A 23,431-nucleotide genomic window follows, 5' to 3' on the forward strand; every position below is an offset into this window, starting at 1 on the left:
TTTCGTCAAAGGGGTTCATCGACATTTTGACGTTGGCGAGATCGACACCGCTTCCGTCCGCTTTGACGCGGACCTTCACGTTATAGTCAATCACGCGTTTGACAGGCACGAGTACCTTCATGTTCAGACTTCCTTTCGCTTTGGGCGGAGGGGGGGGATCAGGCAGTTGCGAGCGCCCCAAGAATGGCTCGCGCGCGCAGGCGGACGGGTTCATCGACCATGGCGCCATCGACGGTCGTCGCGCCGTCGCCAGAGGCAAGGACCCGTTTTGCCCAGTGGATTTCATTCGCCGAGGGGGCAAAGGCGCGCTGCACCTCACCGACCTGCCGCGGATGGATGCAGAGTTTACCAGACATGCCGAGGGCGCGCGCATGGGCGGCATCCGCCTGGGTTTCGGTCAGATCGTCCAGCCGCGCGGTAACCCCGTCGATGGGTGCGCAGATCCCGGCCAGACGGGCGGCAAGAACCAACTCGCTGCGGGCGGGCAGCAGCACCTCGCGCTGATGTGCAGCACCGATGTCGGCGCAGAAGTCGATCGAGCCGAACACCAGATGTGTCACGCCGGGCACCGCCGCGATGTCGCGGGCCGCCGCCAGCCCTGCGGCGCTTTCGATCAGGGCCAGCAGCGCCACATCAGGGCCGAGCGTTTCGGCCAGATCGGTAATCAAGGCGGGATCTTCGGATTTGGGCAGCATGAGACCAGCCACCGGCAAGGATGCGACGGCTGCGAGATCGGCCGCGTGCCAGGGGGTGCGGGGGGGATTGATGCGTACAATGACGGGCAGCTCGGTGAAATCGCATGTCAGAGCGGCACGGGCGGCCTCCTTGTTGTCGCGCGACACCGCATCTTCGAGATCGAGTATGATCGCGTCGGTTCCGGACCGGGGTGCCTTGGCGAAAATGTCCGGCCGGTCAGCCGGAACGAACAGCGGTGCGCGGATTGCGTCGGACATCACCATTGCGCCTGCGCCTCCATCGCGACAGGGCCACCGGGCGCGGCGGTCCACAGGCTGATCCCAGCCTCAGTCTCGGCGGCGCGCAGGCCAAGCCCTTGCGTGTCGTAGACAGGCGACAGGCTGCGGAAGCTGAAGCGGGCGGGCGCGGCGCCGCGCAGGTCGGCGGCGAATTGCGCCAGCAGGGTTGCCTGCATCGGGCCGTGTACTACCAGCCCGGGATAGCCTTCGTCCTCCTGGCAATAGGGGCGGTCGTAATGGATGCGATGGCCGTTGAAGGTCAGCGCCGAATAACGAAACAGCAATGTCGGCGTGGTGGCGATGTTGCGATTGTGGGGTGCTGCCGGGGCCGTCGCAGCGGGGGAGGGCGGCTTGGCTGTGCCGGTGGGGGCGCCGCGATAGACGATATCCTGTCGTTCCGTGATCAGATCGCCGCTATCGCTGTTGAAATGATGGCGCACGGTTACAAAGCACAGGTCTCCGCTGCGGCCTGTCTTCAAAGCAACATCTTCGATCACTGAACGGCGGGTGACAGTATCGCCGATGCAAAGTGGCGCGTGAAATGTCATCTCTCCGCCCGCCCACATGCGCCGGGGCAGGGGCACGGGTGGCAGAAAGCCGCCGCGTGCCGGATGCCCGTCGGGCCCGAGGGCTGCCGATGGGGCCACCGGCTGACACAGGCAGAGGTGGATCATAGGGGGGGCTTCGGCGTCTTCGTCAAGCGGTCCGTCGCGGTCAAAGGTGGCGTTGAAGCGTTCCACAAGGGTCGGCATCAGCACTTCGGAGCGGGTTTCCTCGTGGCCAATCCAACTGCGCAGGTGGTCAAGATCGATATTCATTTCAGGTCTCCTGTGGTCGGAGTGCGGGCACCGGACCATAATGCGGCGTCTCGCCATGCCAGATCGGGGCGGGCGCCGGGTAGGACACTACGCCGTTCGGAGTCTCGACCGAGATACGGCGCAGGTGCGGGTGGTTTGAGAGGCCTTCCATGTCGTTGACCGAAGCGAGGGCGACATCCGCCACGCGCAGGGCCTCGATGGCCTCGGCGCCAGTTCTGCGGGCGAATCCCCGGGCGACAAGGGCGTCGGTCTGATCCCGGTTCGCCACCCGCGCCACATTGGTGGCAAAGCGGGGATCATCGGCCAGATCGGGCTGATCGAGAAAATCGATGCAGAGTTTCTTCCATTCCCGGTCGCTTTGGATCGAGAGCAGAATCTGCGCGCCGTCGCTGGCCGTGAAGACCCCGTAGGGCGCGATTGACGGATGCGCCATCCCGATCCGCTTGGGTGGTTTGCCGCCTTCGTGGTTCAGCAGCGGCACGGTCAGCCAATCAGCCATGACGTCGAACATCGACAGCGATATCCGTGCGCCCTTTCCGGTCTTGTAACGCCGCAAGACCGCTTCGAGAACGGCGGAATAGGCGGTTGCCCCGGTGGCAATATCGACGATGGAAATGCCGACACGGGAGGGAACTGATGGCCCGCCGGTGATCGAGCACAGCCCGGATTCCGCCTGGATCAGCAGATCGTAGGCCTTGCGCTCTGCCATCGGTCCAGCTTCCCCATAGCCGCTGATCGAACAGGTGATAAGACGCGGGAAGTCCTCGGCCAGCCGATCAGCGCCAAATCCCAGCCGCTCCAGCGCGCCTGTCTTGAGGTTCTGGATCAGCACATCGGCATCGATCAGCAACCGCTCCAGTTCCGCCTTGCCCTCGGGCGCGGCCAGATTCAGCGTTACCGAGGTCTTGCCGCGGTTGAGCCAGACAAAATAGCTCGATTGGCCCTTCGCGACATCGTCATAACCACGGGCGAAATCTCCCTCGGGGCGTTCGATCTTGATCACCTCGGCGCCCGCATCCGCAAGGCGCGCAGTGCAGAAGGGGGCGGCTACGGCCTGTTCGATGGCCACCACCTTCAATCCTTCCAACGGGCGGCTCATCAGAACGACCTCGGCAGGCCCAGCACGTGTTCTGCCACGTAGCTGAGGATGAGATTGGTCGAAATCGGCGCCACCTGATACAGGCGGGTTTCGCGGAATTTACGCTCGACATCGTATTCGCAGGCAAAGCCGAAACCACCGTGGAATTGCAGGCAGGCGTTCGCGGCCTCCCAGCTGGCCTTGGCGGCGAGGTATTTCGCCATGTTCGCTTCGGCGCCACAGGGCTGGCCTGCATCATAAAGCCGACATGCCTTCTGCCGCATCAGGTTGGCAGCTTCGATTTCGACATAAGCTTCGGCGATGGGGAATTGCACGCCCTGGTTCTGGCCGATGGGGCGGCCAAAGACCGTACGTTCAGAGACGTATTGCGTCACACGGTCGGTGAACCAGTAGCCGTCCCCGATGCATTCGGCGGCGATCAGCGTGCGTTCGGCATTGAGCCCGGTCAGGATGTATTTGAAGCCCTTGCCTTCTTCGCCGATCAGGTTCTCCTCGGGGATTTCCAGATTGTCGAAGAACAGCTCGTTGGTTTCGTGGTTGACCATGTTGGGGATCGGCCGGACGGTCATGCCCGACTGCATCGCTTCCTTGATGTCGACAAGAAAGATGGACAGGCCTTCGGATTTCTTCTTTACCTCGGACAGCGGCGCGGTGCGGGCAAGCAGGATCATCAGATCCGAATGCTGGACCCGGCTGATCCAGACCTTCTGGCCGTTCACAACGTATTTGTCGCCTTTCTTGACCGCGGTGGTCTTCAGCTGCGTCGTGTCGGTGCCGGTGGTGGGTTCGGTGACGCCCATGGATTGCAGACGCAATTCGCCGCTGGCCAGTTTTGGCAGGATGCGGCGCTTCTGATCCTCGGACCCATGCCGCACAAGGGTGTTCATATTATACATCTGCCCGTGGCAGGCGCCCGAATTGCCGCCGGCGCGGTTGATCTCTTCCATGATAATCGCCGCTTCGGTCAGGCCAAGGCCGGATCCGCCGTATTCTTCGGGGATGAGCGCCGCCATCCAGCCGGCACGGGTCAGGGCATCGACAAACTCTTCGGGGTAGGCGCGGGCCTCGTCGACTTTGCGGTGATATTCATCCGGGAACTCGGCGCATAGCGCGCGCACCGCATCGCGGATATCCTGAAATTCGTCGGTCTGCTGCTGGTACATTTGGGGTCTCCGGTTTGAGTCTTGCGAAGTCTTCGCCATTGCTCTGGATATGCCCGGCTTGCCCTGCATACATCAAATATCTATTAGTGCTTATAGGTATAACGTTTCTGTATATGGGGCGCGGATCGTGGATCTGAGACAGCTGCGATACTTTCTAGCCATCGTCGAAGAGGGTTCTTTTACTCGGGCAGCGCAGCGGGTGAATGTGGCGCAACCTGCCTTGTCCCTGCATGTGCGCAATATGGAAGAAGCCCTTGGAACGCCATTGTTGCTGCGCGCGCCACAGGGGGTTACCGCAACAGAGGCCGGAGAACTACTTGCCCGTCGCGCACGATCGCTTCTGATGGATCTGGAGCGCACCGAAGAAGATCTGCGCAGTCTGGGCCGGGAGCCGACAGGAACGGTACGTCTGGGGCTGCCGGGGACCATCAGCGGTATTCTGTCGGTGCCGCTGATCGCGCGGTGCCGCGCGCGCTATCCGAAGATTAAGATCGTCATCGCCGAAGCGATGAGCGGCTTTGTCCGCGAATGGCTGCTGGATGGCGGTGTCGATCTGGCGGTTCTATATGCTGAATTGCGGGAAGCCGGGGTGCGGTCCGAACCGCTGCTGGATGAAGAGCTGGTGATGCTGGCCCCGCCTGCGCAGGCCGGGGCAGGGCCGACCCCGCTTGACCACCTTGCGGATATTCCACTGATCCTGCCTAGCGGCGCGCATGGGCTGCGCGCCATGCTGGAGGAAAAGCTGCGCGTGAAAGGTATCTCGGTCGCACCCGATATCGAAGTCGACAGTTACAGCAATATCAAACGGTTGGTTGAGCAGGGCTATGGGTGTTCGGTGTTGCCGTTCCACGCGGTGGCGCAGGAGGCCTCCGCCGGGCGCTTGTCGGTTAGCCCGTTCGACGCACCGGGGCTGTGGCGCCGAACTTACCTAGCCCACACTACCGCGCGGCCGCTGACCCGCGCGGCATCGGCTGTCAGTGAAATCCTGACAACCGTTTCCGCAGAATTGATTGCTGATGGAACCTGGGCCGGGGCGCAACCAATTGCGACAAAGGCTGCGGATACCAATTCCTGACCGGGCAAGACCTTTTGGCAACTGGGGTGCGCTTCCTGCCTGATGGGGAGACCTGTGGGCATTCTTGAAGCTGATGAGAGATTGTCTTTCGAATTTCCCGGTTAATCTTCCGGGGGGATCTGCGGATTGTCTTGTCTTCCCTTAGAAACCGTCAGCGAGGCCCGCGATGTTCGCTTCTCCCCCTGCCATTTTACTCCTCCAATCGAACGGCAACCGCGCGCTGCCGCAGATCCGTCCGGACGCCGCTGATTGGCACATCGGGGGGATGTTCAAATGAGCAGGCCGATCAAGATCGAATTCTTCCACGACACGGTGTGCGCCTGGTGTTTCAATCTTTCATCCCGCCTGCGCACGGTAGCACAGGAAATCAAACTCGATATTCGTCACCGGACCTTCGTGCTGCAGGCCAGCCGCCAGGAAATGGCACAGCGTTGGGGCAGCCCTGAGGCGGCGCGGAGTACCATTCTGGATCATTGGCGCCATTGCCGTGCGGCCAGCGATCAGCCGGAACACATCAATATCAACGCGATGCGGGCGGCCCGTTTCGATTATCCCCATGGCATGAACGCGGCGCTCGCGTGCAAGGCGGCGGAAACTTTTGGTGGTCAGGCGCTGCACTGGGAGATGTTCGACCGGATCCAGCGGGCTCATCTGAGCGAAGCCCGCAATATCGCCGACCCGAAGGTGCTGGTGGATCTGGCGCAGGAACTGGGTCTGACCCCGGATCAGTTCAAGTGCCGCATGGAGGATCCGGCGGTGGCCCGGCAGGTCGACGCTGATCGGCATTTTGCCCGGGTGAACGGCGTGCAGGCAGTGCCGACCCTGATCATCGCTGCAACGGGCACGCGGTTGCTGACTGGTTCTGTCGATGAGTTGCGGTCGCATCTGCGTGTTGTCGCGCGGCAACTGGAACATCTCTGAGCAGGCTACGCCCGGAGTGGCACGCGGGCAAAGCGCTTTGCAGAGCTAGCGCATCGTGTTTTATTTCTGGGAAGCAACGGAGAGAGCCATGGACAAGTTTGGTGTCATGCGGGCCTTCTGCCGCATCGTCGACCGTGGCAGCATGGCGCGCGCGGCTGAGGATCTGGGCGTGTCGTCCAGCTTGCTCAGCCGCGATCTGAAGCTGCTAGAAGAAAGCCTCGGCTGCAGGCTGATCACGCGCACCACCCGCAGCATGTCCCTGACCGAACACGGTCGGCTATATTACGAGCAGGCCGACCGCATCCTGCAGGCCGTTGATCTGGCCGAGCAGCAGGTGCGGTCTGGGGCGCAGGTGATGCGGGGCGAGTTGCGGATCAATGCGCCGCATTCCTTTGGCACGACGATTCTGGCGGATTTGTTGCCCCGGTTCGCCAGTCGCTATCCTGACGTGCAGCTGTCGCTTGTGTTTGACGACAACGTGCTGGATCTGGTTCAGGGCGGCTTTGATGTGGCGATCCGCATCCGTGCAAGCCTGCCGGATTCGGGGTTGATCGCGCGCAAAATTATGCCCGTGCATCAGGGTGTTTTCGCCAGCCCCGAATATCTTGCAGATTGCGGCCAGCCTGAGGCTCCGGAGGATCTGAAAAGACACAGAACACTGTCCTATAGCCTTGCTGAAACTCCGCTGACTTGGGAATTTAATGGGCCGCAAAGACGGGTTACGGTGCCGATTTCGCCCCAGCTGCGCCTTGGCAGCAGCATTGTCCTGCGTGACATGATCAAGGCCGACATGGGGATTGGCAGCTTGCCGAATTTCCTGTCAGCCCCGCTTGAGGCGACGGGCCGGATTGTCCGGGTTCTGCCAGACTGGCACCTGCCAGAACGCACGGTCTACACGCTTGCCGCGTCACGCCTAAGCGCGGATGCTAAGGTGATGGCTTTCAACGATTTCCTGGCTGCGGAATTGGCGGGTCGGCCCTGACAGCCAGCAAGGATGCAGTTGCGGCGCTCCTGGTCGGCGACCGGTCCAAATCCCGGGTTTCCGAATTGACCGTCACACTTCTCATCGTACCTAACGACAGGAGCGCCGCGTGACAGATAGCGGGGCCAAAGAGGGACTTGTGGCCCATAGAGTGACCTCTCGGCACATATTTCAAGTCCGATGCTCAACACCCAGCACCCTACATCCGAAGCGAGACGTTCCGGTCACAATTATCCCGGAAAAGGATGCGAGGGAGGCTTTGGAACGTCGCTGGCCGCCGGGATGCGCAGCCTGAGATTGCATCGATTGGCTGCAAATAGGCGATAATTCGCCGTATGCGCGAGTTATTTTGAACATTGGTCATCATTTGGCCGTAATCTCAACGTAGAGTTTTTCAGTTGCCCGTGGTCCGATGGGCGATTGAAGACCTTCGGCGTCCGTTAGCCATCACAAGGAACGAGGGAACGGGCAATGGAAGGAGGATGCGTATGTTTGCTTTGCCGCCAGACGTCAAAAGCGCCATAGCTACCCAGAACGATCTCGTCCGCGCGGATCTGCCATCCCGTTTCGCGTCGATTACGCTTGTCTCGCTCCTGTCCCTTTTCTTCGTGCCAATCCCAGTGGTGGCCACCATATATCTGGTCTATGGGCTGATCGAGATCATCGGTGTCTACGTCTACAAGAGGCTGAGCAAAGAGGTCACAATCGGCTCGGTCCTCCTGTTCGCCGGATCTGCCTTTGCCGGCGTCTGGGTCTTCAACGCGATCCCGCTGCTTCTGTTTCTTCAGTCAGAACCCTTTCCCAAGCTGATGGGCTCAATGCTGTTGATCATCGCGCTCAATCACAGTGTGGTGGCGCGCTCTGCCTGGATGTTCTTTGGTATCCTGACGGCGGTGCCGATCCTCTGTGTCTTTGGCTATATGATTGGTAGCTTCCTCTATAACTTCGCAAGCCCGGTAGAGATTGTGATCGCGACCATCGTGGTGGTTCTGGGGTCGGCCTATATGCTGCATGCCATGTGGGTGCAGCACCGGCTGACCGGCCGCCTGCGCGAGGCCTTGCGCGAAGCAGAGGCCGGAAGCCGTGCCAAGAGCCGGTTCCTTGCGGCGATGAGCCATGAGATCCGCACCCCTCTCAATGCCATTTGCGCCATGTCCGAACTGATCGAGGATGAACGCACCGACCGGCAGACGCTGCGTGAACGCACCCATCTGCTGCGTAAGTCTGCCCAGGCGCTGACCGGTATTCTGGACGATGTTCTGGATCATGCGAAAATCGAATCCGGACAGTTCGAGCTGAACCTGACAAATGCGGAACCAAGGTCCGAAATCTCCAGCGCGGTGGAAATGTTCCGGGCGCCCGCCGATGAAAAGGGGCTGCAACTGATCGTCGATATCGAAGACAACGTGCCTGCCTATGCGGAATTCGATGCGCTGCGTGTCCGCCAGATCATCGGAAACTTGGTGTCCAATGCGGTTAAATACACCGAGACGGGTCAGGTGCTGGTCGGGGCGCGCGGCGAACAGGTCGATGGTCAGACGGTTCTCACCGTTGAGGTGTCGGATACCGGACGCGGCATGACGCCGGATCAGACCGCACAGCTGTTCACGGAGTTCTACCGGGCAGAGGACAAGAACGCCCTCAGCGTGCCGGGCACGGGTCTTGGTCTATCGATTGCACGGCGTTTTGCGCATATGATGGAGGGTGAAATCACAGTCAGGAGCAGCCCTGGCCGCGGAAGCTGTTTCACCTTTACATGCCCGGTCCGGGTTCTTGAGAATTCGGAGATCGAGGCCCTTTCGCCGCAAACCCCGGCTGAAGACCGCAGCGATCTTGGTGTTCGCTCGATCTTGCTGGTGGATGATACCGCGTCGAACCGGGTGGTGGTGCGTGCCTTCTTGAAAAACAGCGATGTTGAGATTGTCGAGGCAGGGAATGGTGTCGAAGCTCTGGCCTGTCTTGAGAAACGATCGGTGGATCTTGTGCTGCTCGACATGAAGATGCCGGTGATGGACGGCCGCGAAACCCTGGCGGAGCTGGCACGCCGTGGGGGTAGGATAGGCAATACGCCGGTGATCATGCTGACGGCCAACGCTGCGCCAGAGGACCAGGAATTGTTCCTCAAGCTAGGGGCGGCTGGGTATCTGGCAAAACCGGTCAAGAAGTCCGTGCTGCTATCTGAAATCCGAAGGGTTGCAACCGAACGCTTCATCCGCGCCGCCTGATGGCGTCCCGCTGGCCATGGCGCGCCGGGCGTTGGTCAGAGGCTCCGATCCTGAACAATGTCATGGGGAATGATCTGGTTCCGGTACTGAGCGTGCCTGCTGCCTGATCGTTCCGCCACGGTATACAGGTCTGCTGGTAAAGTCCGCCCGCGTCCGACGGCGCTTTCATATTCTCTGAAATAGATCTGTCCGGTCGGACCTGTGCCGGGTTGTTGCCTCGGCTTCGGCGGAACTGCGCCCATCCTTGAGCGGCCTTCAGAGAAAAGGCGCGTATAACGCGCACTTGCCCAAAAGTTGTGCGTGATGAGGTGGGAAACCCTCATCACGGTTAATTTAAAATTTACGATTTCTTGTGAAAGTTGATTCAAATTTGCTGAAAGTTTTCAGCGTCACATTGAGATTATGGAAAAAGGCGGCGGGACAGCCCGATGCAGTCGACAGAAATATCGTTCGACAACTTAGGAGAGACCGGTGCTTTGTTCACCGAGCTCCTGCGCGCGCGTTATCATCATTTTATCGAGGCGCGCGGCTGGGACCTGCCCAACGTGCGCGGGCTTGAGTTTGATCAGTATGATACCCCGGAGAGCATCTATTGTGCGATTCATGATGGCATGACGATCCATGGCGGTTTCCGGGTGACGCCCACCACCGCAAAATGCGGCAGCGCCAGCTATATGTTGCGCGATGCGCAACTGGGCCTGTTGCCGGATCTTCCTGCGGACATTCTGGATGCGCCCGCGCCACAGGACCCGAAGATCTGGGAGGTCAGTAGGGTCTTCGTCGATGATACGCTCAGCAGCCGCGAACGCATGCGTGTGCGCGGACAGTTGGGGGTGAGCTTTGCCCGGCTGGCCAAGGACTGGAACATTGATGCGTTCCTTTGTCTGACCTCTGTTTCGGCTGCTTTGCTGACGCGTCAGGCGGGAATCAACATCACCCCGGCCGGATTGCGCTTCGAAATCGAAGGGGAAACCTGTCAGGCTTACCATCTCAAGGTCGATGCCAAGAGGCTGCGTCGCAGCCGAGCGGCGTGATTCACAGCGGCAGGACTATGCGTCAGGGGCAGGACACTCTGCGCTGACTGTCTGATGACAGGCCCGCAGGGCAAACGAGACGGCAACGCAAAAGGGAGCCCTGATACGGACTCCCTTTCCTTATTTTCACATGTGGGCGTTGTTTACGCTCGGGTTTCAGCGATCAGACCGCGCCAGATCGCCCAGCACATCAGGAGCAGCACCACGGTAAATGGCAGGCCTGTCGAGATGACCATCGCCTGCAGCGAAGCCAGTCCACCGCCGATGAGCAGCGCAATCGCCACGGCGCCCTCGAAGACGCACCAGAACACACGCTGCGGGACCGGTGCATCGACCTTGCCGCCTGCGGTGATGGTATCGATCACCAGCGAACCGGAGTCCGAAGAGGTGACGAAGAACACGACCACCAGGATGATCCCAAGGAAGCTTGTGATCGAGGCCAGCGGCAGTTCGGCCAGCATCTTGAACAGTTTCAGCTCAAGCGGCGCTTCGGTCACGGTGGTGACGCCATCCTGAATGACCTGCTGGATGGCTGTGCCGCCAAAGACGCTCATCCACAGAACGCAGACCATCGAGGGGATCAGCAGCACGCAAATGATGAACTCACGCACGGTGCGGCCACGGCTGACGCGGGCGATGAACATGCCGACAAAGGGCGACCAGCTGATCCACCAGGCCCAGTAGAAGGCGGTCCAGCCTTGGCTGAAGTTGGTGTCTTCGCGGCCAATGGGGTTGGACAATGCGGGCAGATACTGGATGTAGGCAGCAAGGCTGTCCACGAAGCCGGTCAGGATCGCGATCGTGGGTCCGGCGATCAACACGAACAGCAACAGCAGGGCCGCAAGCCCCATGTTGATTTCGGACAGCACTTTCACCCCGCCGTCGAGGCCGCGGATCACCGAGATCAGTGCGATTGCCGTAATGCCGGTGATCAAAACAACCTCGGTCGTCGATCCCACGGGGATGCCGAACAGCTCATTCAGACCTGCATTCGCCTGTGTCGCACCAAAACCAAGCGAGGTTGCAAGGCCAAACAGGGTGGCGAAAACCGCCAGCACGTCGATGGTGTGCCCCGGCCAGCCCCAGACACGTTCGCCCAGGATCGGGTAGAAAGCCGAGCGAATGGTGAGCGGCAACCCCTTGTTGTAGGAAAACAGCGCCAGTGCCAGAGCGACAACCGCGTAGATCGCCCAGGGGTGCAGTCCCCAGTGGAAGATCGTTGCTGCCATACCCAGGCGGACCGAAGCCGCCTGATCCCCGGCGGCTGCCCCCAGCGGTGCCCAATCGGTCCGCGCGCCATCCTCACCAGTGGCAATGCCACCCATTGAGGTCGAATAATGGCTCATCGGTTCGGAAACGCCATAGAACATCAGGCCGATGCCCATGCCGGCGGCGAACAGCATCGCGAACCAGCCGATATAGCTGTAATCCGGTGTCGCATCCGCACCGCCAAGCCGCACCTTGCCCAGAGGCAGCACGATCAGCAGCAGGCAGAATAGGACAAAAATGTTGGCAGCGCCCAGGAAGAACCAGTCAAAGGTGCTGGTCAGATAGGGGCGCAAGCTGCCGAAGATGTCGGCGGATTGCTCTGGCAGGGCCAGCGCGTAGAAAACAAAGGCTACGATGGAAAGCCCGGAAATCAGGAAAACCGGGTTGTGAACATCGAGCCCGAACGGTCCAACTGTCGTTTCGATATTGTCCTGACCAATCGTGTAGTCGGTATCGATGATTTCTGCTGTCCCTTCGGGCTCGGGTATGCCCTGGTTGGTCGTTTCGTCGGCCATTTTGGAGGCCTCCCTTTATCAGATCTTACAAATGCTGTTCGCGGCTCTGTGGTCAGCCGCGCACGACAAACACCGAACATTTCGCATGCTCGGCAATTTTTCCGCCATTCGAGGGCCAGATATAGTCGAGCACGTTGGGCAGATGGCTGGCCATCACTACCAGGTCTGCACCCGTGTCCTTGGTGGCTTTCAGCAGCGCATCGTCGACATCCGTGGTCGGATCGTGGCTGACCACCGGCACTGCCGATGCGGTGAACCCGTGCTCTGCCGCCTGTGCCTTGGCGAATTCATCGAGTTTGACGGCATATTCGGCCGGATTATGCGCAGTGGCGCTGGGCGTAGAGGCGGTCACCCCAACAAACACGACTTCTGCCCCGTAATGCTTTGCGAGATCTGACGTGCACTTTAGGGCCTTCTCAAGATGCCCTTGATGCGCCAAGTCCACCGGCGCCATGATTTTCTTGAACACTCGGTTGTCCTTTCTCTCAGTTTGAAAATTTCGGCGGCTCATGTGTCGCAGCCGACCCCGGCGGGGTTGAAAAACCGCCCATCACATATCGATCACTGGGGTGAAAGTGATTTTTTGATCTGTCTCCTCCTTGAGGAGCGTAACATCAAATCTGAGCCGCAGACAAACGAGGCGTTGAACTTTTGGTAGGGAATGCGGACCTGACGCTTTGGAATTTGCGGACGTTTAACAAAAATATATTTTTGAAAAACAATGTTTTGTTCGAAGGTCACGGGTTGCTTCAGGGCAAGCCGGGCCGGTGAAACGATTTCCAGAGGCGCGCCATCAGGCGCCGCGATCTGGCAAATGCAGCCCGTTCCAGTGGTCGAAATGAACGGGCTGCATTAGTTTTCTGCAGATGGGTTGGTCCGAAATTCGGGGTGGCGAAGAGCGCCATCCCCATCCTGATCTGGCGCATCCGTGCCGCGGAGAGACCGCCGCCTCAGCCCATCGTGTCGAGCAGGCCCTCACCGGCAGAGAGTTCGCACTGGCCGGGGTTTTCCTCGCGGTTGAGGATCGTCACCTTGCCATCCTCGACCAGCATCGCATAGCGTAGCGAGCGACCGATCAGCCCGGCGGGCGGCGCATCAAAGCGCATGCCGATGGCATCGGTAAATTCGCTTTGGGCGTCGGCCAGCATGGTGATACCTGCTTTGTCCGCGCCGGTTGCTTCGCCCCAGGCCTTCATCACGAAGGGATCGTTTGCCGATATGCAGATGATTTCATCCACGCCCTTGGCATCGAACTGATCCTTGGTGCGGATAAAGCTGGGCACATGGGCGGAATGGCAGGTCGGGGTAAAGGCGCCCGGAACGGCAAAGATGGCAACCTTGCGGCCCTTGACCCTCTCGGCCATCTGCACCGGCTCGGGCCCTTCGGCCCCCATTTGCACCAGGGTGGCGTCCGGCAGGGTGTCTCCGACTGAAATCATCGCGCGTTCCTCTTCTGTCGTGATTGCGTTATCTATGGTCCCCCATATAGGGTCCGGTCAGACCGTGACCAGAACATGCGCAGGAGGCAAGAGGGGACATGAGCCACATCGTGGTAATCGGAGCAGGGCAGGCGGGATCTTCTCTTGTGGCCAAATTGCGCAAAGATGGATTTGACGGTGACATCACCCTGATCGGAGCCGAAACCGCGCTGCCTTACCAGCGGCCACCCCTGTCCAAGGCCTACCTGCTGGGTGAGATGGAGAAAGAGCGCCTGTTCCTGCGCCCCGAGAGTTTTTACGCCGACAATGACATCACCCTGAAACTGGGCGCCACCGTCACAGGGATTGATCCGGCGGCAAAGACGGTCAGCCTTGGGGATGAGGTGATCACCTATGATCAACTGGCTCTGACCACCGGTTCCGATCCGCGTCGCCTTCCGGCTGCCATCGGCGGCGATCTTGATGGGGTATTCGTTGTCCGTGGCTTGTCCGATGTGGATGCCATGGCGCCGCATGTGACGACAGGCAAGCGGGTGCTGATCGTGGGTGGTGGCTATATCGGGCTGGAGGCCGCAGCGGTCTGCGCCAAGCGTGGCTTGTCGGTGACCCTGGTCGAGATGGCAGATCGCATCCTGCAACGGGTGGCAGCGCCCGAGACCTCCGATTATTTCCGCGCCCTGCACAAGGGGCACGGTGTCGACATCCGCGAAGGCACGGGGCTGGAGCGGCTGGAAGGCGAAGACGGAAAGGTCGCGCGGGCGGTTCTGGGCGATGGTAGCACGCTGGACGTGGATTTCGTGGTGGTTGGTGTCGGTATCGCCCCGGCGACCACCCTGGCCGAGCAGGCCGGGCTGACGATTGAAAACGGCATCCGGGTCGATGCGCAGGGGCGGACCTCGGACCCTTCGATCTGGGCGGCGGGCGATTGCGCCTCGTTCCCCTACAAGGGGGAACGTATCCGGCTGGAAAGCGTGCCCAATGCCATCGATCAGTCCGAAATCGTGGCGCAGAACATGCTGGGCGCAGGCAAGGATTACGTGGCACAACCTTGGTTCTGGTCCGACCAATATGATGTGAAATTGCAGATCGCGGGCCTCAACAGCGGCTATGACAACGTGGTCACCCGTCAGGGCGAGGGGCAAAGCGTGTCCTTCTGGTATTACAAGGGCGATCAACTGGTGGCGGTCGACGCGATGAACGATCCGCGCGCCTATATGGTCGGCAAACGGCTGATCGATGCGGGCAAGACGGCTGACAAATCCGTAGTCGCCGATCCTGAAGCAGACTTGAAACCGCTGCTGCGGGCATGAGGGTCATCGCGGGTGAGTTTCGCGGTCGCGCGCTGGCGGCCGTGGGCAAGGGCGATGCGGGCGCACATTTGCGCCCGACGACCGACCGGGTGCGCGAAAGCCTGTTCAACGTGCTGATGCACACCGGTGCCATCGGTGGCGCCCGGGTGCTGGATCTCTTTGCCGGAACTGGCGCGCTGGGGCTTGAGGCGCTGTCGCGCGGCGCGGCTTTGGTCACATTTGTCGATGACGGACGCGTGGCGCAGGGGCTGATCCGCAAGAATGTCGGTATTTGCCGGGCCGAGGATCGCACGGCCCTGATCCGCCGCAGCGCCCTGAAGCTGGGGCAGAACCCCGATGCCCCCTATGACGTGATCTTCCTCGATCCGCCCTATGGCAAGGATCTGGGGCAAAAGGCGCTTGCCGTAGCCGATGCTGGCGGCTGGATCGCGCCTGGCGCCCTGATCGTCTGGGAGGAAAATGCTCCGATGACGCCGCCCGAGGGGTATGAGGCGCAGGACAGCCGCAAATACGGCGATACCCATATCTCCCTGATGTGGCGAAGTGTTTCAGGTTGAAATGGGGTGGGCAGGAAATGGCCTGCGTTAGATTTGCTATGTGACGGTTCAGGCAATAGCCCTTGGCGGTATTTGTTCAGGTTGCATTGAAGGAGCCTCAGATGCCCAAGACATTTCCCACGCCGCAATTGGTGATCTTTGACTGCGACGGGGTGCTGGTGGACAGCGAAACCGTGTCCAACCAGGCCATGGTGGACAATTTGGCGCGCCACGGCCTGTCGCTGACCCTGCCAGAGGCCATGGGGCATTTTGTCGGCGGCACCATGATGGGGGTGATGGACAAGGCGCGAAAGCTTGGCGCGGATCTGCCACAGGACTGGGTCGAGGAAATCTACGCCGAAACCTATGCGCGGCTGCGTGCAGGCGTTGGGCTGGTGCCGGGGATCCTGGATCTATTGGCGCGGCTCGATCAGCATAGCATTCCCACTTGCGTTGCCTCCAACGGCAGCGAAGAGAAGATGCGCATCACGCTCGGACAGAACGGGCTGTGGGAGCGGTTCCATCCGCAAGCGATGTTCTCGGCCCATGCGCTGGGCGTTGCGAAACCGGAACCAGGGTTGTTTCTGGCCGCGGCCAGCCATTTCGGGGTAGAGGCGCGCTCCTGTCTGGTGATCGAGGACAGTGCGACCGGTGCGCAGGCCGCATCCCGGGCCGGGATGCGCTGCCTTGGCTTTGCGCCGCACGGGCAGGGCGCGGCGCTGGCTGATCAGGGGGCAGAGGTGTTTACCGGCATGCAGGAGGTGCCAGCCCTGATTGGGCTGACCTGATCAGCCGTAGGTCGGGTGGAACTTGCCCGCAGGCGACAGGGTGAAGATATCGAACCCATCCGCGGTAACCCCGATCGAATGTTCGAACTGTGCTGACAGCGATTTGTCGCGGGTGACGGCGGTCCATTCATCGGCGAGGATCTTGGTCTCGGCGCGGCCCAGGTTCACCATGGGTTCGATGGTGAAGAACATGCCTTCCTCTAGAACCGGACCGGTGCCGGGACGGCCATAGTGCAGCACGTTCGGCGGCGCGTGAAACACCTGTCCCAGACCGTGACCGCAGAAATCGCGCACCACGCTCATGCGCTGGGCTTCTACATAGGCCTGAATGGTGTGACCGATATCGCCAAAGGTGTTTCCGGGTTTCACCGCTTCGATCCCCTTTATCAGGGCGTCATGGGTGACCTGGATCAGCCGCTCGGCCTTGCGGGACAGCTTGCCTGCCACATACATGCGGCTGGTGTCGCCAAACCAGCCATCGACGATCACCGTCACATCGATGTTGAGGATATCGCCGTCCTTGAGCTTCTTGTCACCGGGAATGCCGTGGCAGACCACGTGGTTCACCGAAATGCAGCTGGCGTGCTGATAGCCCTTGTAGCCGACGGTGGCGGATTTCGCGCCTGCATCCTCGACCATCTGGGTGATGATGCGGTCAATTTCGCCAGTGGTCTGGCCGGGAAAGACATGGGGGGCAATATCATCCAGAATGCGTGCGGCCAGAGCGCCTGCCGTGTGCATGCCTGCAAAATCGGCGGGTTCGTGGATGCGGATGCCGTCCTTGGTTGTGCGGCCGTCTTTCGATCTCATCGGGCAGAGCTCCCTCGGGTGTTGTTGTCTTGCTATGTAAGCGGTCTTGGCCAAAAGGGCCAGAGGGGGCGGTGCAGTGACTACAAGGCCGCTGCATCCCCTGCATATCAGGCAGGCAGGGGCGGACCTGCAGGTGCCGGTTTCGTGATTTGAATACGCCACAGCTTTCCCCGAGCGTGCGACCGAATCTGAAATCAACGACAGGAAAACATAATGATCGGCTATGTCACGATTGGTGTCTCGGATATGGAGAACGCCAAAAATTTCTACACTGAACTCTTCGCGGCTGAAGGCGCCAAAGTCCTGATGGACGCAGGCCGCATCGCCTTTATCGGCAAGGACCGTACGGCGCCGATGCTGGCCGTCTGCACCCCGCATAACGGCGATGTCTGCACCAGCGGCAACGGCGGCATGCTGGCCTTTCCGGCCGGGGATAAGGACAACGTGCAGGTGATGTATGACAAGGCGATCAGCCTTGGCGCCACCGACGAAGGCGAACCGGGCGAGCGTGTGCCGGACTTCTTCTATGGTGCCTATGTGCGCGATCCGGACGGCAACAAGCTCTGCTTTTACGTCATGGGCTGAGCCCAGCCCTTTGCAATTTCTCAGGAGGGCAGCCTTTTGGCTGCCTCCACCCACACGCCATCGGGCGAAATCCGCGTGGTGCAGACCAGCCGTTCGACCCCGGTTGCCTGCGCGTCATCAAAGGCCGCGGCGTAGGCCGGGTCGATATCCGCCGCCAATTGGAAGTGGTCGCAATCGGTGCGCTGCACGAGGTAGAGCATCACCGCCCGGTGCCCTTCGGCCACCATATTGGCCAGCTCCCCCAGATGTTTGGTGCCTCGCGCGGTAACGCTGTCGGGGAACTCCGCCAGACCTGGCTGACGCGAAAGCGTCACGCTTTTCACCTCGACATAGCAATCGGGCAGACCTGGCTGGCTCAGTAGGAAATCGATGCGGCTCTTCTCGCCGTATTTCACCTCGGCCCGCACGGTTTCATAGGCGGCAAGCTCGGCAATCTCGCGGGCCTCCAGCGCGGCTTTCAATGCGCGGTTCGGAACCGATGTGTCGACGCCGGTGAAATGGCCGTTTTCGTGATCGACCAGGCGCCAGCCGTATTTCAGTTTCTTCTTTGGATCGTCGTTCGGCTCCAGCCAGATTTTCATCCCAGGTTCAGCCAGCCCCATCATCGATCCGGGGTTGGCGCAATGGGCAGTGATCTCGCGTCCATCCTCCAGCCGACAGTCGGCAAGGAAACGTTTGTAGCGGCGGATCAGCCGGGCGGGGATCAGAGGGGTTCCAAAGCGCATGTTCTTGGGCCTATACCTGCCTTAACACCGGATCAAGAGGAGAGGCGCCATGGGCAATCCAACCGCTGCAATGCTGGTTATCGGGGACGAAATCCTGTCGGGGCGCACGCGCGATTCGAACATGCATTTTCTGGCCGGAGAGTTGACCAAACACGGCATCGACCTGCGCGAAGTTCGCATGATCAGCGACGACGAGGTGGCGATTATCGCAGGTGTCACCGCGCTGTCAGAAACCCATGACCATGTCTTCACCAGCGGCGGTATCGGGCCAACCCATGATGACATCACCGCCGATTGCATCGCCAAGGCATTTGGCGCGCATCTGGATGTCCGGGATGACGCCCGCGCGATCCTGCAGGCCCATTACGACAAATCGGGAACCGAGCTGAACGAAGCACGCCTGCGCATGGCCCGAATCCCGGATGGCGCTGCGCTGATCGACAATCCGGTGTCGGCGGCGCCGGGCTTTACGCTCAAGAACGTGCATGTGATGGCCGGGGTCCCGTCTGTGTTCGAGGCGATGGTGGCCAGCGTCCTGCCCACCCTGACCGGCGGCAACCCGCTGTTGTCGCAGACGCTGCGCGTGATGCGCGGCGAGGGCGAGATCGCAGGCAATCTTTCGGCGCTTGCAGCGGATTTCTCTGATCTGTCGATCGGCTGCTACCCGTTTCAGAAGGACGGGGCTTTCGGGGCCAATGTGGTTGTGCGCGGCGCCGATGGCGCCCGCGTCGACGCGGCGGTCACGCGCCTTGCACGGGAGCTGGACCTGTGAGCACCGATCCCCTGTATTACGCTGTGGTTGATGGCACCTGGCCAGCGGCCTCAAAACGCGATCTTGGCCCAATCACCCTGCGCGAAGGGCAGGGTGGCGGCAGCCGGGTATCGGCGGCCACCACCAATGGTCCGGTCAATAAGGATCAGATTGCCGCTGCCGAAGAGGCCATGCGCGCCATGGGGCAGGAGCCCCTGTTCATGATCCGCGATGACGATGATGTGCTGGATGCGCAGTTGGCGGCGCTGGAGTATGAGATCAAGGATCCGGTCAATATCTGGACCTGCCCCCCGGCAAAGCTGACCGATGTGCCGATCCCGCGGGTCACCACCTTCTGCGTTTGGGAGCCGCTGGAAATCCAGCGTGAGATCTGGATCGCGGGTGGCATCGGGCCGGGGCGTATGGCGGTGATGGAGCGCGCACCGGGGCCGAAGACGGCGCTGCTTGGGCGGTTCAACGACAAACCCGCCGGGGCGGGGTTCGTGGCTATCCACGATGGGGTTGCCATGGTGCACGCGCTGGAAATCCTGCCGCATCAGCGGCGCAAGGGGATGGGCGCCTGGATGGTGCGGCAGGCGGCCTTTTGGGCGGCTGAACAGGGCGCGCGCGAGTTGGCGCTGGTCTGTACCAAGGCGAACGCCGGGGCAAATGGTCTTTATGCCTCACTTGGAATGACCTGCAGCGGGCAGTACCACTACAGGCACAAACCTTGAGGGAGGAGAAAGAAGACCATGACCGATCAGCAAAACCCAACAGCGCTTGACCTGCCGCAGGTGGATCCGCTGCCGCCTGCGACGCAGAAGTATTTCGATATCTGCCAGGACAAGCTGGGCATGGTGCCCAATGTGCTGCGGGCGCATGCCTTTGACATCGAAAAGCTGAACACATTCACCGCGCTCTATAACGATCTGATGCTCGGCGACAGCAACCTGAGCAAGCTGGAGCGGGAGATGATCGCGGTGGTGGTGTCTTCCTACAACCGTTGTTTCTACTGCCTTGCGGCACATGGCGCGGCGGTGCGGCAGCTGTCGGGCGATCCGAAGCTGGGCGAGATGCTGGTAATGAACTACCGGGTCGCGCCGCTGGACGCGCGGCAGCGGGCGATGCTTGATTTTGCCCTGCAACTGACCCGCGCCAGCGCCGAGGTCGAAGAGGCCGACCGGCAGGCCCTGCGTGATGTTGGTTTCAGCGATCGTGACATCTGGGACATTGCCAATGTGGCAGCCTTCTTCAACATGACAAACCGGGTGGCCAGCGGCACCGCTATGGTCCCGAACGACGATTACCACGCCCAGTACCGGTGATTGGGCGGTTTTTCATATCATTGGCGGCGGCCCTGTTTGCCGGGGCCGCGCTTTTTGTCTCGGCGCCTTTGGCCCGGGCTGAAATGTCCTTACCGGTCGGCGCCCAGGCGCTGGCGCTGCGGGAAACCCCGCTGGGCACCTATGCCTTGCCAACCGGCCCTGTGGGCGCCGATGGGGTGCCGTCCCGCGCGATCGAAGGGCGGATTTTGCGCCGCACCTATCGGATCCGGGGCGAGGCGACCGTTTTGCAGGTTCTGGCGCCCTTGCGGGAGCAGTTGCAGGAGACAGGATACGAGCTGCTCTTTCAATGCGAGGCGCGTCAGTGCGGCGGCTTTGATTTCCGATTCGGTATCGAGGTGGTTCCGGCCCCGGATATGGCTGTCAGCATTGGCGATTATCACTTCCTGTCCGCCGTGAAGGGGGCGAGCGCCGTAACTCTGCTGGCCTCGCGCAGTGGCACCTCGGCCTATCTTCAGATCATCGAGGTCTCACCGCCCGAAGCCGCGGCGCTGGAACTGGCCCCATCCATTCCGGCAGGGCAGGCCGAGACGGCAGAAGCTGCCGGAGCGGGTGCCGAAAGCCTGCCAGATGGCAACCCTACCGATCTGGCGCAGGCATTGCTGGAGCAAGGCCGGGCGATCCTGCCGGGGCTTGATTTCGGGACCGGAGATGTGGCGCTGGGCCGCGAAAATTATGATAGCCTGAAAGCACTTGCCGAATTCCTAGCCGAATTTCCAGACTATTCCGTGGTTGTGGTTGGTCACACCGATACGGTTGGCGGGTTGCAGGACAATACCGACCTGTCGCGGCGCCGGGCCGAGGCCGTGAAGACCCATCTTGTGGAGAAGTCCGGGGTGGATGAAACCCGGATTGAGGTGGCCGGTGTCGGCTATCTGGTGCCGGTCGCATCGAACCTCACGGCCGAAGGACGGGAGGCAAACCGCCGGGTCGAGGCGGTGCTGTTGCCACGGCAAAAACCCTGAGGCAGGGCCATCACTGGCCACCGGAAAAGGGCTTGACCAGCGCAAAAGCCTGCTCTACCCCAAGAGCAGGCCGCAGACGCCCGCCCCCCGCAGACGTGTACTCGTCGAGGTGAAGTTCTGTTTATTGCTATTGTTTCTGTCACCTTCTCCGCGTCTCGCGCGGGTGGTAACGCGGGTCCCATCCATTGAGCGAGATCGACGCATGAGGGCTTCAGAGCGATGCAAGATCCGACTCCCAATACATTTCTGACCGGGCGATTGCCGGTCATTTTCGCGAAAACCGCGATACCCATCATATTCGTCATGAGCATGAACGGCCTTCTGACGGTCGCCGATGCCCTGTTTCTGGGGCATTTCGTCGGCCCGCAGGCGCTGGCGGCGGTCACCGTGGTGTTTCCGTTTTACATGCTGATCGTGGCCTGCGCCACGCTGGTCTCTGCCGGCATGTCGAGCCTTCTGGCCCGCCACCTTGGCGGCTCCCGCTTTGATGAGGCCGAGCGTATCTATGCCGCTGCGCATTGGCTTGCCCTAGTCGTGGGGGGCATACTGATCCTGCTTTACCTCGGCTTTGGTGGGCAGCTGATCTGGCTGGCCACCGGCGGCGACAGCGCGCTTGCTGAATTGTCGGCCAGCTATCTTGGCATCCTGATCTTTGCCACGCCGCTGACCTTTGTGCTGGCAGTCAATTCTGACGCCCTGCGCAACGAGGGGCATGTGGGCATGATGGCGGCGATGAGCCTGTTGGTGTCGATAGGCAATATCGGTTTCAACTACCTGATGATCGCGGTGCTGGATCTTGGCGTTGCCGGTTCGGCCTATGGCACGGTCGAGGCGCAGCTGTTGGCGCTGGGCGTGATCCTTGTCTATCGTCACAGCCGTGGCACCCTGCTGCATCCGGTTATGGTGCTGCGCAACGTGATCCTACAGGGCAGCGGGCGCATTCTGGCGCTGGGCGCTCCGCAAAGCCTTGGCTTTATTGGTATTGCGCTTGGCTCCTCGGCGATCCTGACGGCTTTGCAGATGGTGGGCAGTCTGGACTACGAGGTTACGGTCACAGCCTATGGGATCGTGACGCGGGTCGTCACCTTTGCCTTCCTGCCGCTCTTGGGGGTGTCGCAAGCGATGCAGACGATCACCGGCAACAACTGTGGCGCGGGGCTGTGGCAGCGCAGTGATACCAGTCTGCAGATCGCTGTTCTGGTGGCACTGGGGTTCTGCCTGTCTGTGCAGGCGGTGTTCAGCCTGTTTGCGCCGCAGATCGCAGCGGCCTTTGTGACCGACCCTGCCGTGGTGGCAAAGGTGGCCGTTATCATGCCGGTAATGCTGGCCTTGTTTGTCCTGTCGGGGCCTCTGATGATGCTGGCGGCCCATTTCCAGGCCATCGGTGACGCGCGACGCGCTGCTGTGCTGAGCCTGTCAAAGCCCTTTGCCTTTGCCATTCCACTGACCTTTGCCTTGCCGCTGTGGTTTGGTGAAATGGCGATATGGTGGGCGGGGCCATCGTCTGAGGTTCTGCTGCTGCTTTTGGCGGTCTGGGTCCTGTGGACTCGGGCGCGCAGCACCCGGCTCAGCTGGGGCGTATTCACGACAACCGAGGAGGCGCGGTCATGAGCGCAACACTACCGACACTGGTTGAGGCCAAAGCACAGGCCAAACGTCTGCGCATGGGGCTGGAGGCTGAAGGGCGCGAGATCAGCCACAGTCAGAGCCTTGAGCTGGTGGCACGTCAGCATGGGTTTCGCGACTGGAATACCTTTCACGCCGCGATGGGCAACCGGCCGCCAGAGGGATTTACCCCTGGCGGGCGGATTGAGGGGACCTATCTGTCGCAGCCCTTTGCGGCAACGGTTCTGGCCGTCGAAATGCTGCGGCCCGGCTGGTTTCGGCTGGAACTGGATCTGGACGAGGCGGTCGACGTGGTCACATTCGACAGTTTCTCGAACTTCCGTAAACGAATCCGGGGCACAGTCGGCCCCTCGGGCACCTCGCGGGAGCGGACCTCGGACGGGACGCCGCATCTGGTGATCGAGATCTGAGACCTTGTTCCCAAGACAAAAAAAGCCCCCCGCAGTGTGCGGGGGGCAGTTTCACGAGGGAGGGTCGT

24 protein-coding genes and 1 pseudogene are annotated in these 23,431 nt (G+C 61.0%); 15 read left to right on the top strand and 10 right to left on the bottom strand.

Annotated features, from left to right (window positions below; translation table 11 throughout):
* From SM764_RS02335 to SM764_RS02355, 5 genes and pseudogenes are all read right to left on the bottom strand, one after another.
* Positions 1-121: pseudogene (locus SM764_RS02335) on the bottom strand (electron transfer flavoprotein subunit beta/FixA family protein); the annotation flags it as partial.
* A 37-nt stretch (positions 122-158) separates the two neighbouring features.
* Complete coding sequence (locus tag SM764_RS02340; RefSeq protein WP_368947872.1) at positions 159-953, bottom strand: HpcH/HpaI aldolase/citrate lyase family protein; 795 nt, start codon at positions 951-953, stop codon at positions 159-161.
* Complete coding sequence (locus tag SM764_RS02345) at positions 953-1,792, bottom strand: HTD2 family dehydratase (RefSeq protein WP_369000920.1); 840 nt, start codon at positions 1,790-1,792, stop codon at positions 953-955. The genes SM764_RS02340 and SM764_RS02345 overlap by 1 nt, the downstream gene beginning before the upstream one ends.
* A 1-nt stretch (position 1,793) precedes the next feature.
* Positions 1,794-2,891 (bottom strand): CaiB/BaiF CoA transferase family protein, encoded by a 1,098-nt coding sequence (locus SM764_RS02350; protein WP_368947874.1) that lies wholly within the window; start codon positions 2,889-2,891, stop codon positions 1,794-1,796.
* Entirely contained in the window at positions 2,891-4,054 is a 1,164-nt protein-coding gene (locus tag SM764_RS02355) for an acyl-CoA dehydrogenase family protein (protein ID WP_369000921.1), read from the bottom strand. The genes SM764_RS02350 and SM764_RS02355 overlap by 1 nt, the downstream gene beginning before the upstream one ends.
* A 127-nt stretch (positions 4,055-4,181) precedes the next feature.
* Between SM764_RS02355 and SM764_RS02360 the strand changes: the two genes are divergently transcribed.
* From SM764_RS02360 to SM764_RS02380, 5 genes are all read left to right on the top strand, one after another.
* Positions 4,182-5,129 (top strand): LysR family transcriptional regulator, encoded by a 948-nt coding sequence (locus SM764_RS02360; protein WP_368947875.1) that lies wholly within the window; start codon positions 4,182-4,184, stop codon positions 5,127-5,129.
* 273 nt (positions 5,130-5,402) lie between these two features.
* On the top strand, positions 5,403-6,050 hold the full coding sequence (locus SM764_RS02365; RefSeq protein ID WP_368947876.1) for a DsbA family oxidoreductase: 648 nt from the start codon (positions 5,403-5,405) through the stop codon (positions 6,048-6,050).
* Positions 6,051-6,138: 88 nt separating this feature from the next.
* The gene (locus SM764_RS02370) at positions 6,139-7,032 is read left to right on the top strand and encodes a LysR family transcriptional regulator (protein WP_369000922.1); all 894 of its coding nucleotides are present in this window, start codon (positions 6,139-6,141) and stop codon (positions 7,030-7,032) included.
* A 488-nt stretch (positions 7,033-7,520) separates the two neighbouring features.
* On the top strand, positions 7,521-9,257 hold the full coding sequence (locus tag SM764_RS02375) for an ATP-binding protein (RefSeq protein WP_274837256.1): 1,737 nt from the start codon (positions 7,521-7,523) through the stop codon (positions 9,255-9,257).
* A 428-nt stretch (positions 9,258-9,685) separates the two neighbouring features.
* Positions 9,686-10,291 (top strand): acyl-homoserine-lactone synthase, encoded by a 606-nt coding sequence (locus tag SM764_RS02380; RefSeq protein WP_065271384.1) that lies wholly within the window; start codon positions 9,686-9,688, stop codon positions 10,289-10,291.
* Positions 10,292-10,434: 143 nt separating this feature from the next.
* On the opposite strand, the gene SM764_RS02385 is transcribed toward SM764_RS02380, so the two are convergent.
* The 3 genes from SM764_RS02385 to SM764_RS02395 form a co-directional block, all read right to left on the bottom strand.
* A complete protein-coding gene (locus SM764_RS02385; RefSeq protein ID WP_065271383.1) occupies positions 10,435-12,075 on the bottom strand; it encodes a BCCT family transporter in 1,641 nt (546 codons plus the stop codon).
* 52 nt (positions 12,076-12,127) lie between these two features.
* A complete protein-coding gene (locus SM764_RS02390; RefSeq protein WP_065271382.1) occupies positions 12,128-12,544 on the bottom strand; it encodes a universal stress protein in 417 nt (138 codons plus the stop codon).
* A 481-nt stretch (positions 12,545-13,025) separates the two neighbouring features.
* On the bottom strand, positions 13,026-13,514 hold the full coding sequence (locus SM764_RS02395; RefSeq protein WP_369000923.1) for a peroxiredoxin: 489 nt from the start codon (positions 13,512-13,514) through the stop codon (positions 13,026-13,028).
* Between the two features lie 98 nt (positions 13,515-13,612).
* Between SM764_RS02395 and SM764_RS02400 the strand changes: the two genes are divergently transcribed.
* From SM764_RS02400 to SM764_RS02410, 3 genes are all read left to right on the top strand, one after another.
* Positions 13,613-14,824, top strand: coding sequence for an NAD(P)/FAD-dependent oxidoreductase (locus SM764_RS02400; RefSeq protein WP_369000924.1), 1,212 nt, complete (start codon positions 13,613-13,615; stop codon positions 14,822-14,824).
* Positions 14,821-15,381, top strand: a complete 561-nt coding sequence (gene rsmD / locus SM764_RS02405; RefSeq protein ID WP_369000925.1) for a 16S rRNA (guanine(966)-N(2))-methyltransferase RsmD — start codon at positions 14,821-14,823, stop codon at positions 15,379-15,381. The genes SM764_RS02400 and rsmD overlap by 4 nt, the downstream gene beginning before the upstream one ends.
* Positions 15,382-15,482: 101 nt before the next feature.
* Complete coding sequence (locus SM764_RS02410; protein WP_369000926.1) at positions 15,483-16,148, top strand: HAD family hydrolase; 666 nt, start codon at positions 15,483-15,485, stop codon at positions 16,146-16,148.
* Here SM764_RS02410 and map read toward each other — a convergent pair whose 3' ends face one another.
* The gene (map, locus tag SM764_RS02415; protein WP_369000927.1) at positions 16,149-16,958 is read right to left on the bottom strand and encodes a type I methionyl aminopeptidase; all 810 of its coding nucleotides are present in this window, start codon (positions 16,956-16,958) and stop codon (positions 16,149-16,151) included.
* A 213-nt stretch (positions 16,959-17,171) separates the two neighbouring features.
* Here map and SM764_RS02420 point away from each other — a divergent pair, with 213 nt between their 5' ends.
* Positions 17,172-17,543 (top strand): VOC family protein, encoded by a 372-nt coding sequence (locus SM764_RS02420; RefSeq protein WP_274832622.1) that lies wholly within the window; start codon positions 17,172-17,174, stop codon positions 17,541-17,543.
* A gap of 20 nt (positions 17,544-17,563) precedes the next feature.
* Here the strand turns inward: SM764_RS02420 and sfsA are convergent, their stop codons facing one another.
* A complete protein-coding gene (gene sfsA, locus SM764_RS02425; RefSeq protein ID WP_368947882.1) occupies positions 17,564-18,268 on the bottom strand; it encodes a DNA/RNA nuclease SfsA in 705 nt (234 codons plus the stop codon).
* A gap of 49 nt (positions 18,269-18,317) precedes the next feature.
* Between sfsA and SM764_RS02430 the strand changes: the two genes are divergently transcribed.
* The 6 genes from SM764_RS02430 (at position 18,318) to SM764_RS02455 (ending at position 23,363) form a co-directional block, all read left to right on the top strand.
* Complete coding sequence (locus tag SM764_RS02430; protein ID WP_369000928.1) at positions 18,318-19,040, top strand: competence/damage-inducible protein A; 723 nt, start codon at positions 18,318-18,320, stop codon at positions 19,038-19,040.
* The gene (locus SM764_RS02435) at positions 19,037-19,753 is read left to right on the top strand and encodes a GNAT family N-acetyltransferase (protein ID WP_369000929.1); all 717 of its coding nucleotides are present in this window, start codon (positions 19,037-19,039) and stop codon (positions 19,751-19,753) included. Before SM764_RS02430 ends, SM764_RS02435 begins: the two co-directional genes overlap by 4 nt.
* 18 nt (positions 19,754-19,771) lie before the next feature.
* A complete protein-coding gene (locus SM764_RS02440; RefSeq protein WP_065271372.1) occupies positions 19,772-20,344 on the top strand; it encodes a peroxidase-related enzyme in 573 nt (190 codons plus the stop codon).
* 20 nt (positions 20,345-20,364) lie between these two features.
* Complete coding sequence (locus tag SM764_RS02445; protein ID WP_369000930.1) at positions 20,365-21,327, top strand: OmpA family protein; 963 nt, start codon at positions 20,365-20,367, stop codon at positions 21,325-21,327.
* Positions 21,328-21,546: 219 nt separating this feature from the next.
* Positions 21,547-22,938 carry an MATE family efflux transporter gene (locus SM764_RS02450; RefSeq protein ID WP_369000931.1) on the top strand — a complete coding sequence of 464 codons (1,392 nt, stop codon included), beginning with the start codon at positions 21,547-21,549 and terminating at the stop codon, positions 22,936-22,938.
* Positions 22,935-23,363, top strand: a complete 429-nt coding sequence (locus SM764_RS02455; RefSeq protein WP_347509385.1) for a glyoxalase superfamily protein — start codon at positions 22,935-22,937, stop codon at positions 23,361-23,363. Before SM764_RS02450 ends, SM764_RS02455 begins: the two co-directional genes overlap by 4 nt.
* Positions 23,364-23,431: the final 68 nt, after the last annotated feature.

This window comes from Pseudophaeobacter sp. 1A16562, assembly GCF_041008785.1.
GTDB lineage: Bacteria > Pseudomonadota > Alphaproteobacteria > Rhodobacterales > Rhodobacteraceae > Phycobacter > Phycobacter gallaeciensis_A.

Bases quoted from the DNA above. Each gene is read 5' to 3' on its own strand.
- SM764_RS02340 (WP_368947872.1), bottom strand. From the start codon at position 953: ATGTCCGACGCAATCCGCGCACCGCTGTTCGTTCCGGCTGACCGGCCG.
- SM764_RS02345 (WP_369000920.1), bottom strand. From the start codon at position 1,792: ATGAATATCGATCTTGACCACCTGCGCAGTTGGATTGGCCACGAGGAA.
- SM764_RS02350 (WP_368947874.1), bottom strand. From the start codon at position 2,891: ATGAGCCGCCCGTTGGAAGGATTGAAGGTGGTGGCCATCGAACAGGCC.
- SM764_RS02355 (WP_369000921.1), bottom strand. From the start codon at position 4,054: ATGTACCAGCAGCAGACCGACGAATTTCAGGATATCCGCGATGCGGTG.
- SM764_RS02365 (WP_368947876.1), top strand. From the start codon at position 5,403: ATGAGCAGGCCGATCAAGATCGAATTCTTCCACGACACGGTGTGCGCC.
- SM764_RS02370 (WP_369000922.1), top strand. From the start codon at position 6,139: ATGGACAAGTTTGGTGTCATGCGGGCCTTCTGCCGCATCGTCGACCGT.
- SM764_RS02375 (WP_274837256.1), top strand. From the start codon at position 7,521: ATGTTTGCTTTGCCGCCAGACGTCAAAAGCGCCATAGCTACCCAGAAC.
- SM764_RS02380 (WP_065271384.1), top strand. From the start codon at position 9,686: ATGCAGTCGACAGAAATATCGTTCGACAACTTAGGAGAGACCGGTGCT.
- SM764_RS02385 (WP_065271383.1), bottom strand. From the start codon at position 12,075: ATGGCCGACGAAACGACCAACCAGGGCATACCCGAGCCCGAAGGGACA.
- SM764_RS02395 (WP_369000923.1), bottom strand. From the start codon at position 13,514: ATGATTTCAGTCGGAGACACCCTGCCGGACGCCACCCTGGTGCAAATG.
- SM764_RS02400 (WP_369000924.1), top strand. From the start codon at position 13,613: ATGAGCCACATCGTGGTAATCGGAGCAGGGCAGGCGGGATCTTCTCTT.
- rsmD (WP_369000925.1), top strand. From the start codon at position 14,821: ATGAGGGTCATCGCGGGTGAGTTTCGCGGTCGCGCGCTGGCGGCCGTG.
- SM764_RS02410 (WP_369000926.1), top strand. From the start codon at position 15,483: ATGCCCAAGACATTTCCCACGCCGCAATTGGTGATCTTTGACTGCGAC.
- map (WP_369000927.1), bottom strand. From the start codon at position 16,958: ATGAGATCGAAAGACGGCCGCACAACCAAGGACGGCATCCGCATCCAC.
- SM764_RS02420 (WP_274832622.1), top strand. From the start codon at position 17,172: ATGATCGGCTATGTCACGATTGGTGTCTCGGATATGGAGAACGCCAAA.
- sfsA (WP_368947882.1), bottom strand. From the start codon at position 18,268: ATGCGCTTTGGAACCCCTCTGATCCCCGCCCGGCTGATCCGCCGCTAC.
- SM764_RS02430 (WP_369000928.1), top strand. From the start codon at position 18,318: ATGGGCAATCCAACCGCTGCAATGCTGGTTATCGGGGACGAAATCCTG.
- SM764_RS02440 (WP_065271372.1), top strand. From the start codon at position 19,772: ATGACCGATCAGCAAAACCCAACAGCGCTTGACCTGCCGCAGGTGGAT.
- SM764_RS02450 (WP_369000931.1), top strand. From the start codon at position 21,547: ATGCAAGATCCGACTCCCAATACATTTCTGACCGGGCGATTGCCGGTC.
- SM764_RS02455 (WP_347509385.1), top strand. From the start codon at position 22,935: ATGAGCGCAACACTACCGACACTGGTTGAGGCCAAAGCACAGGCCAAA.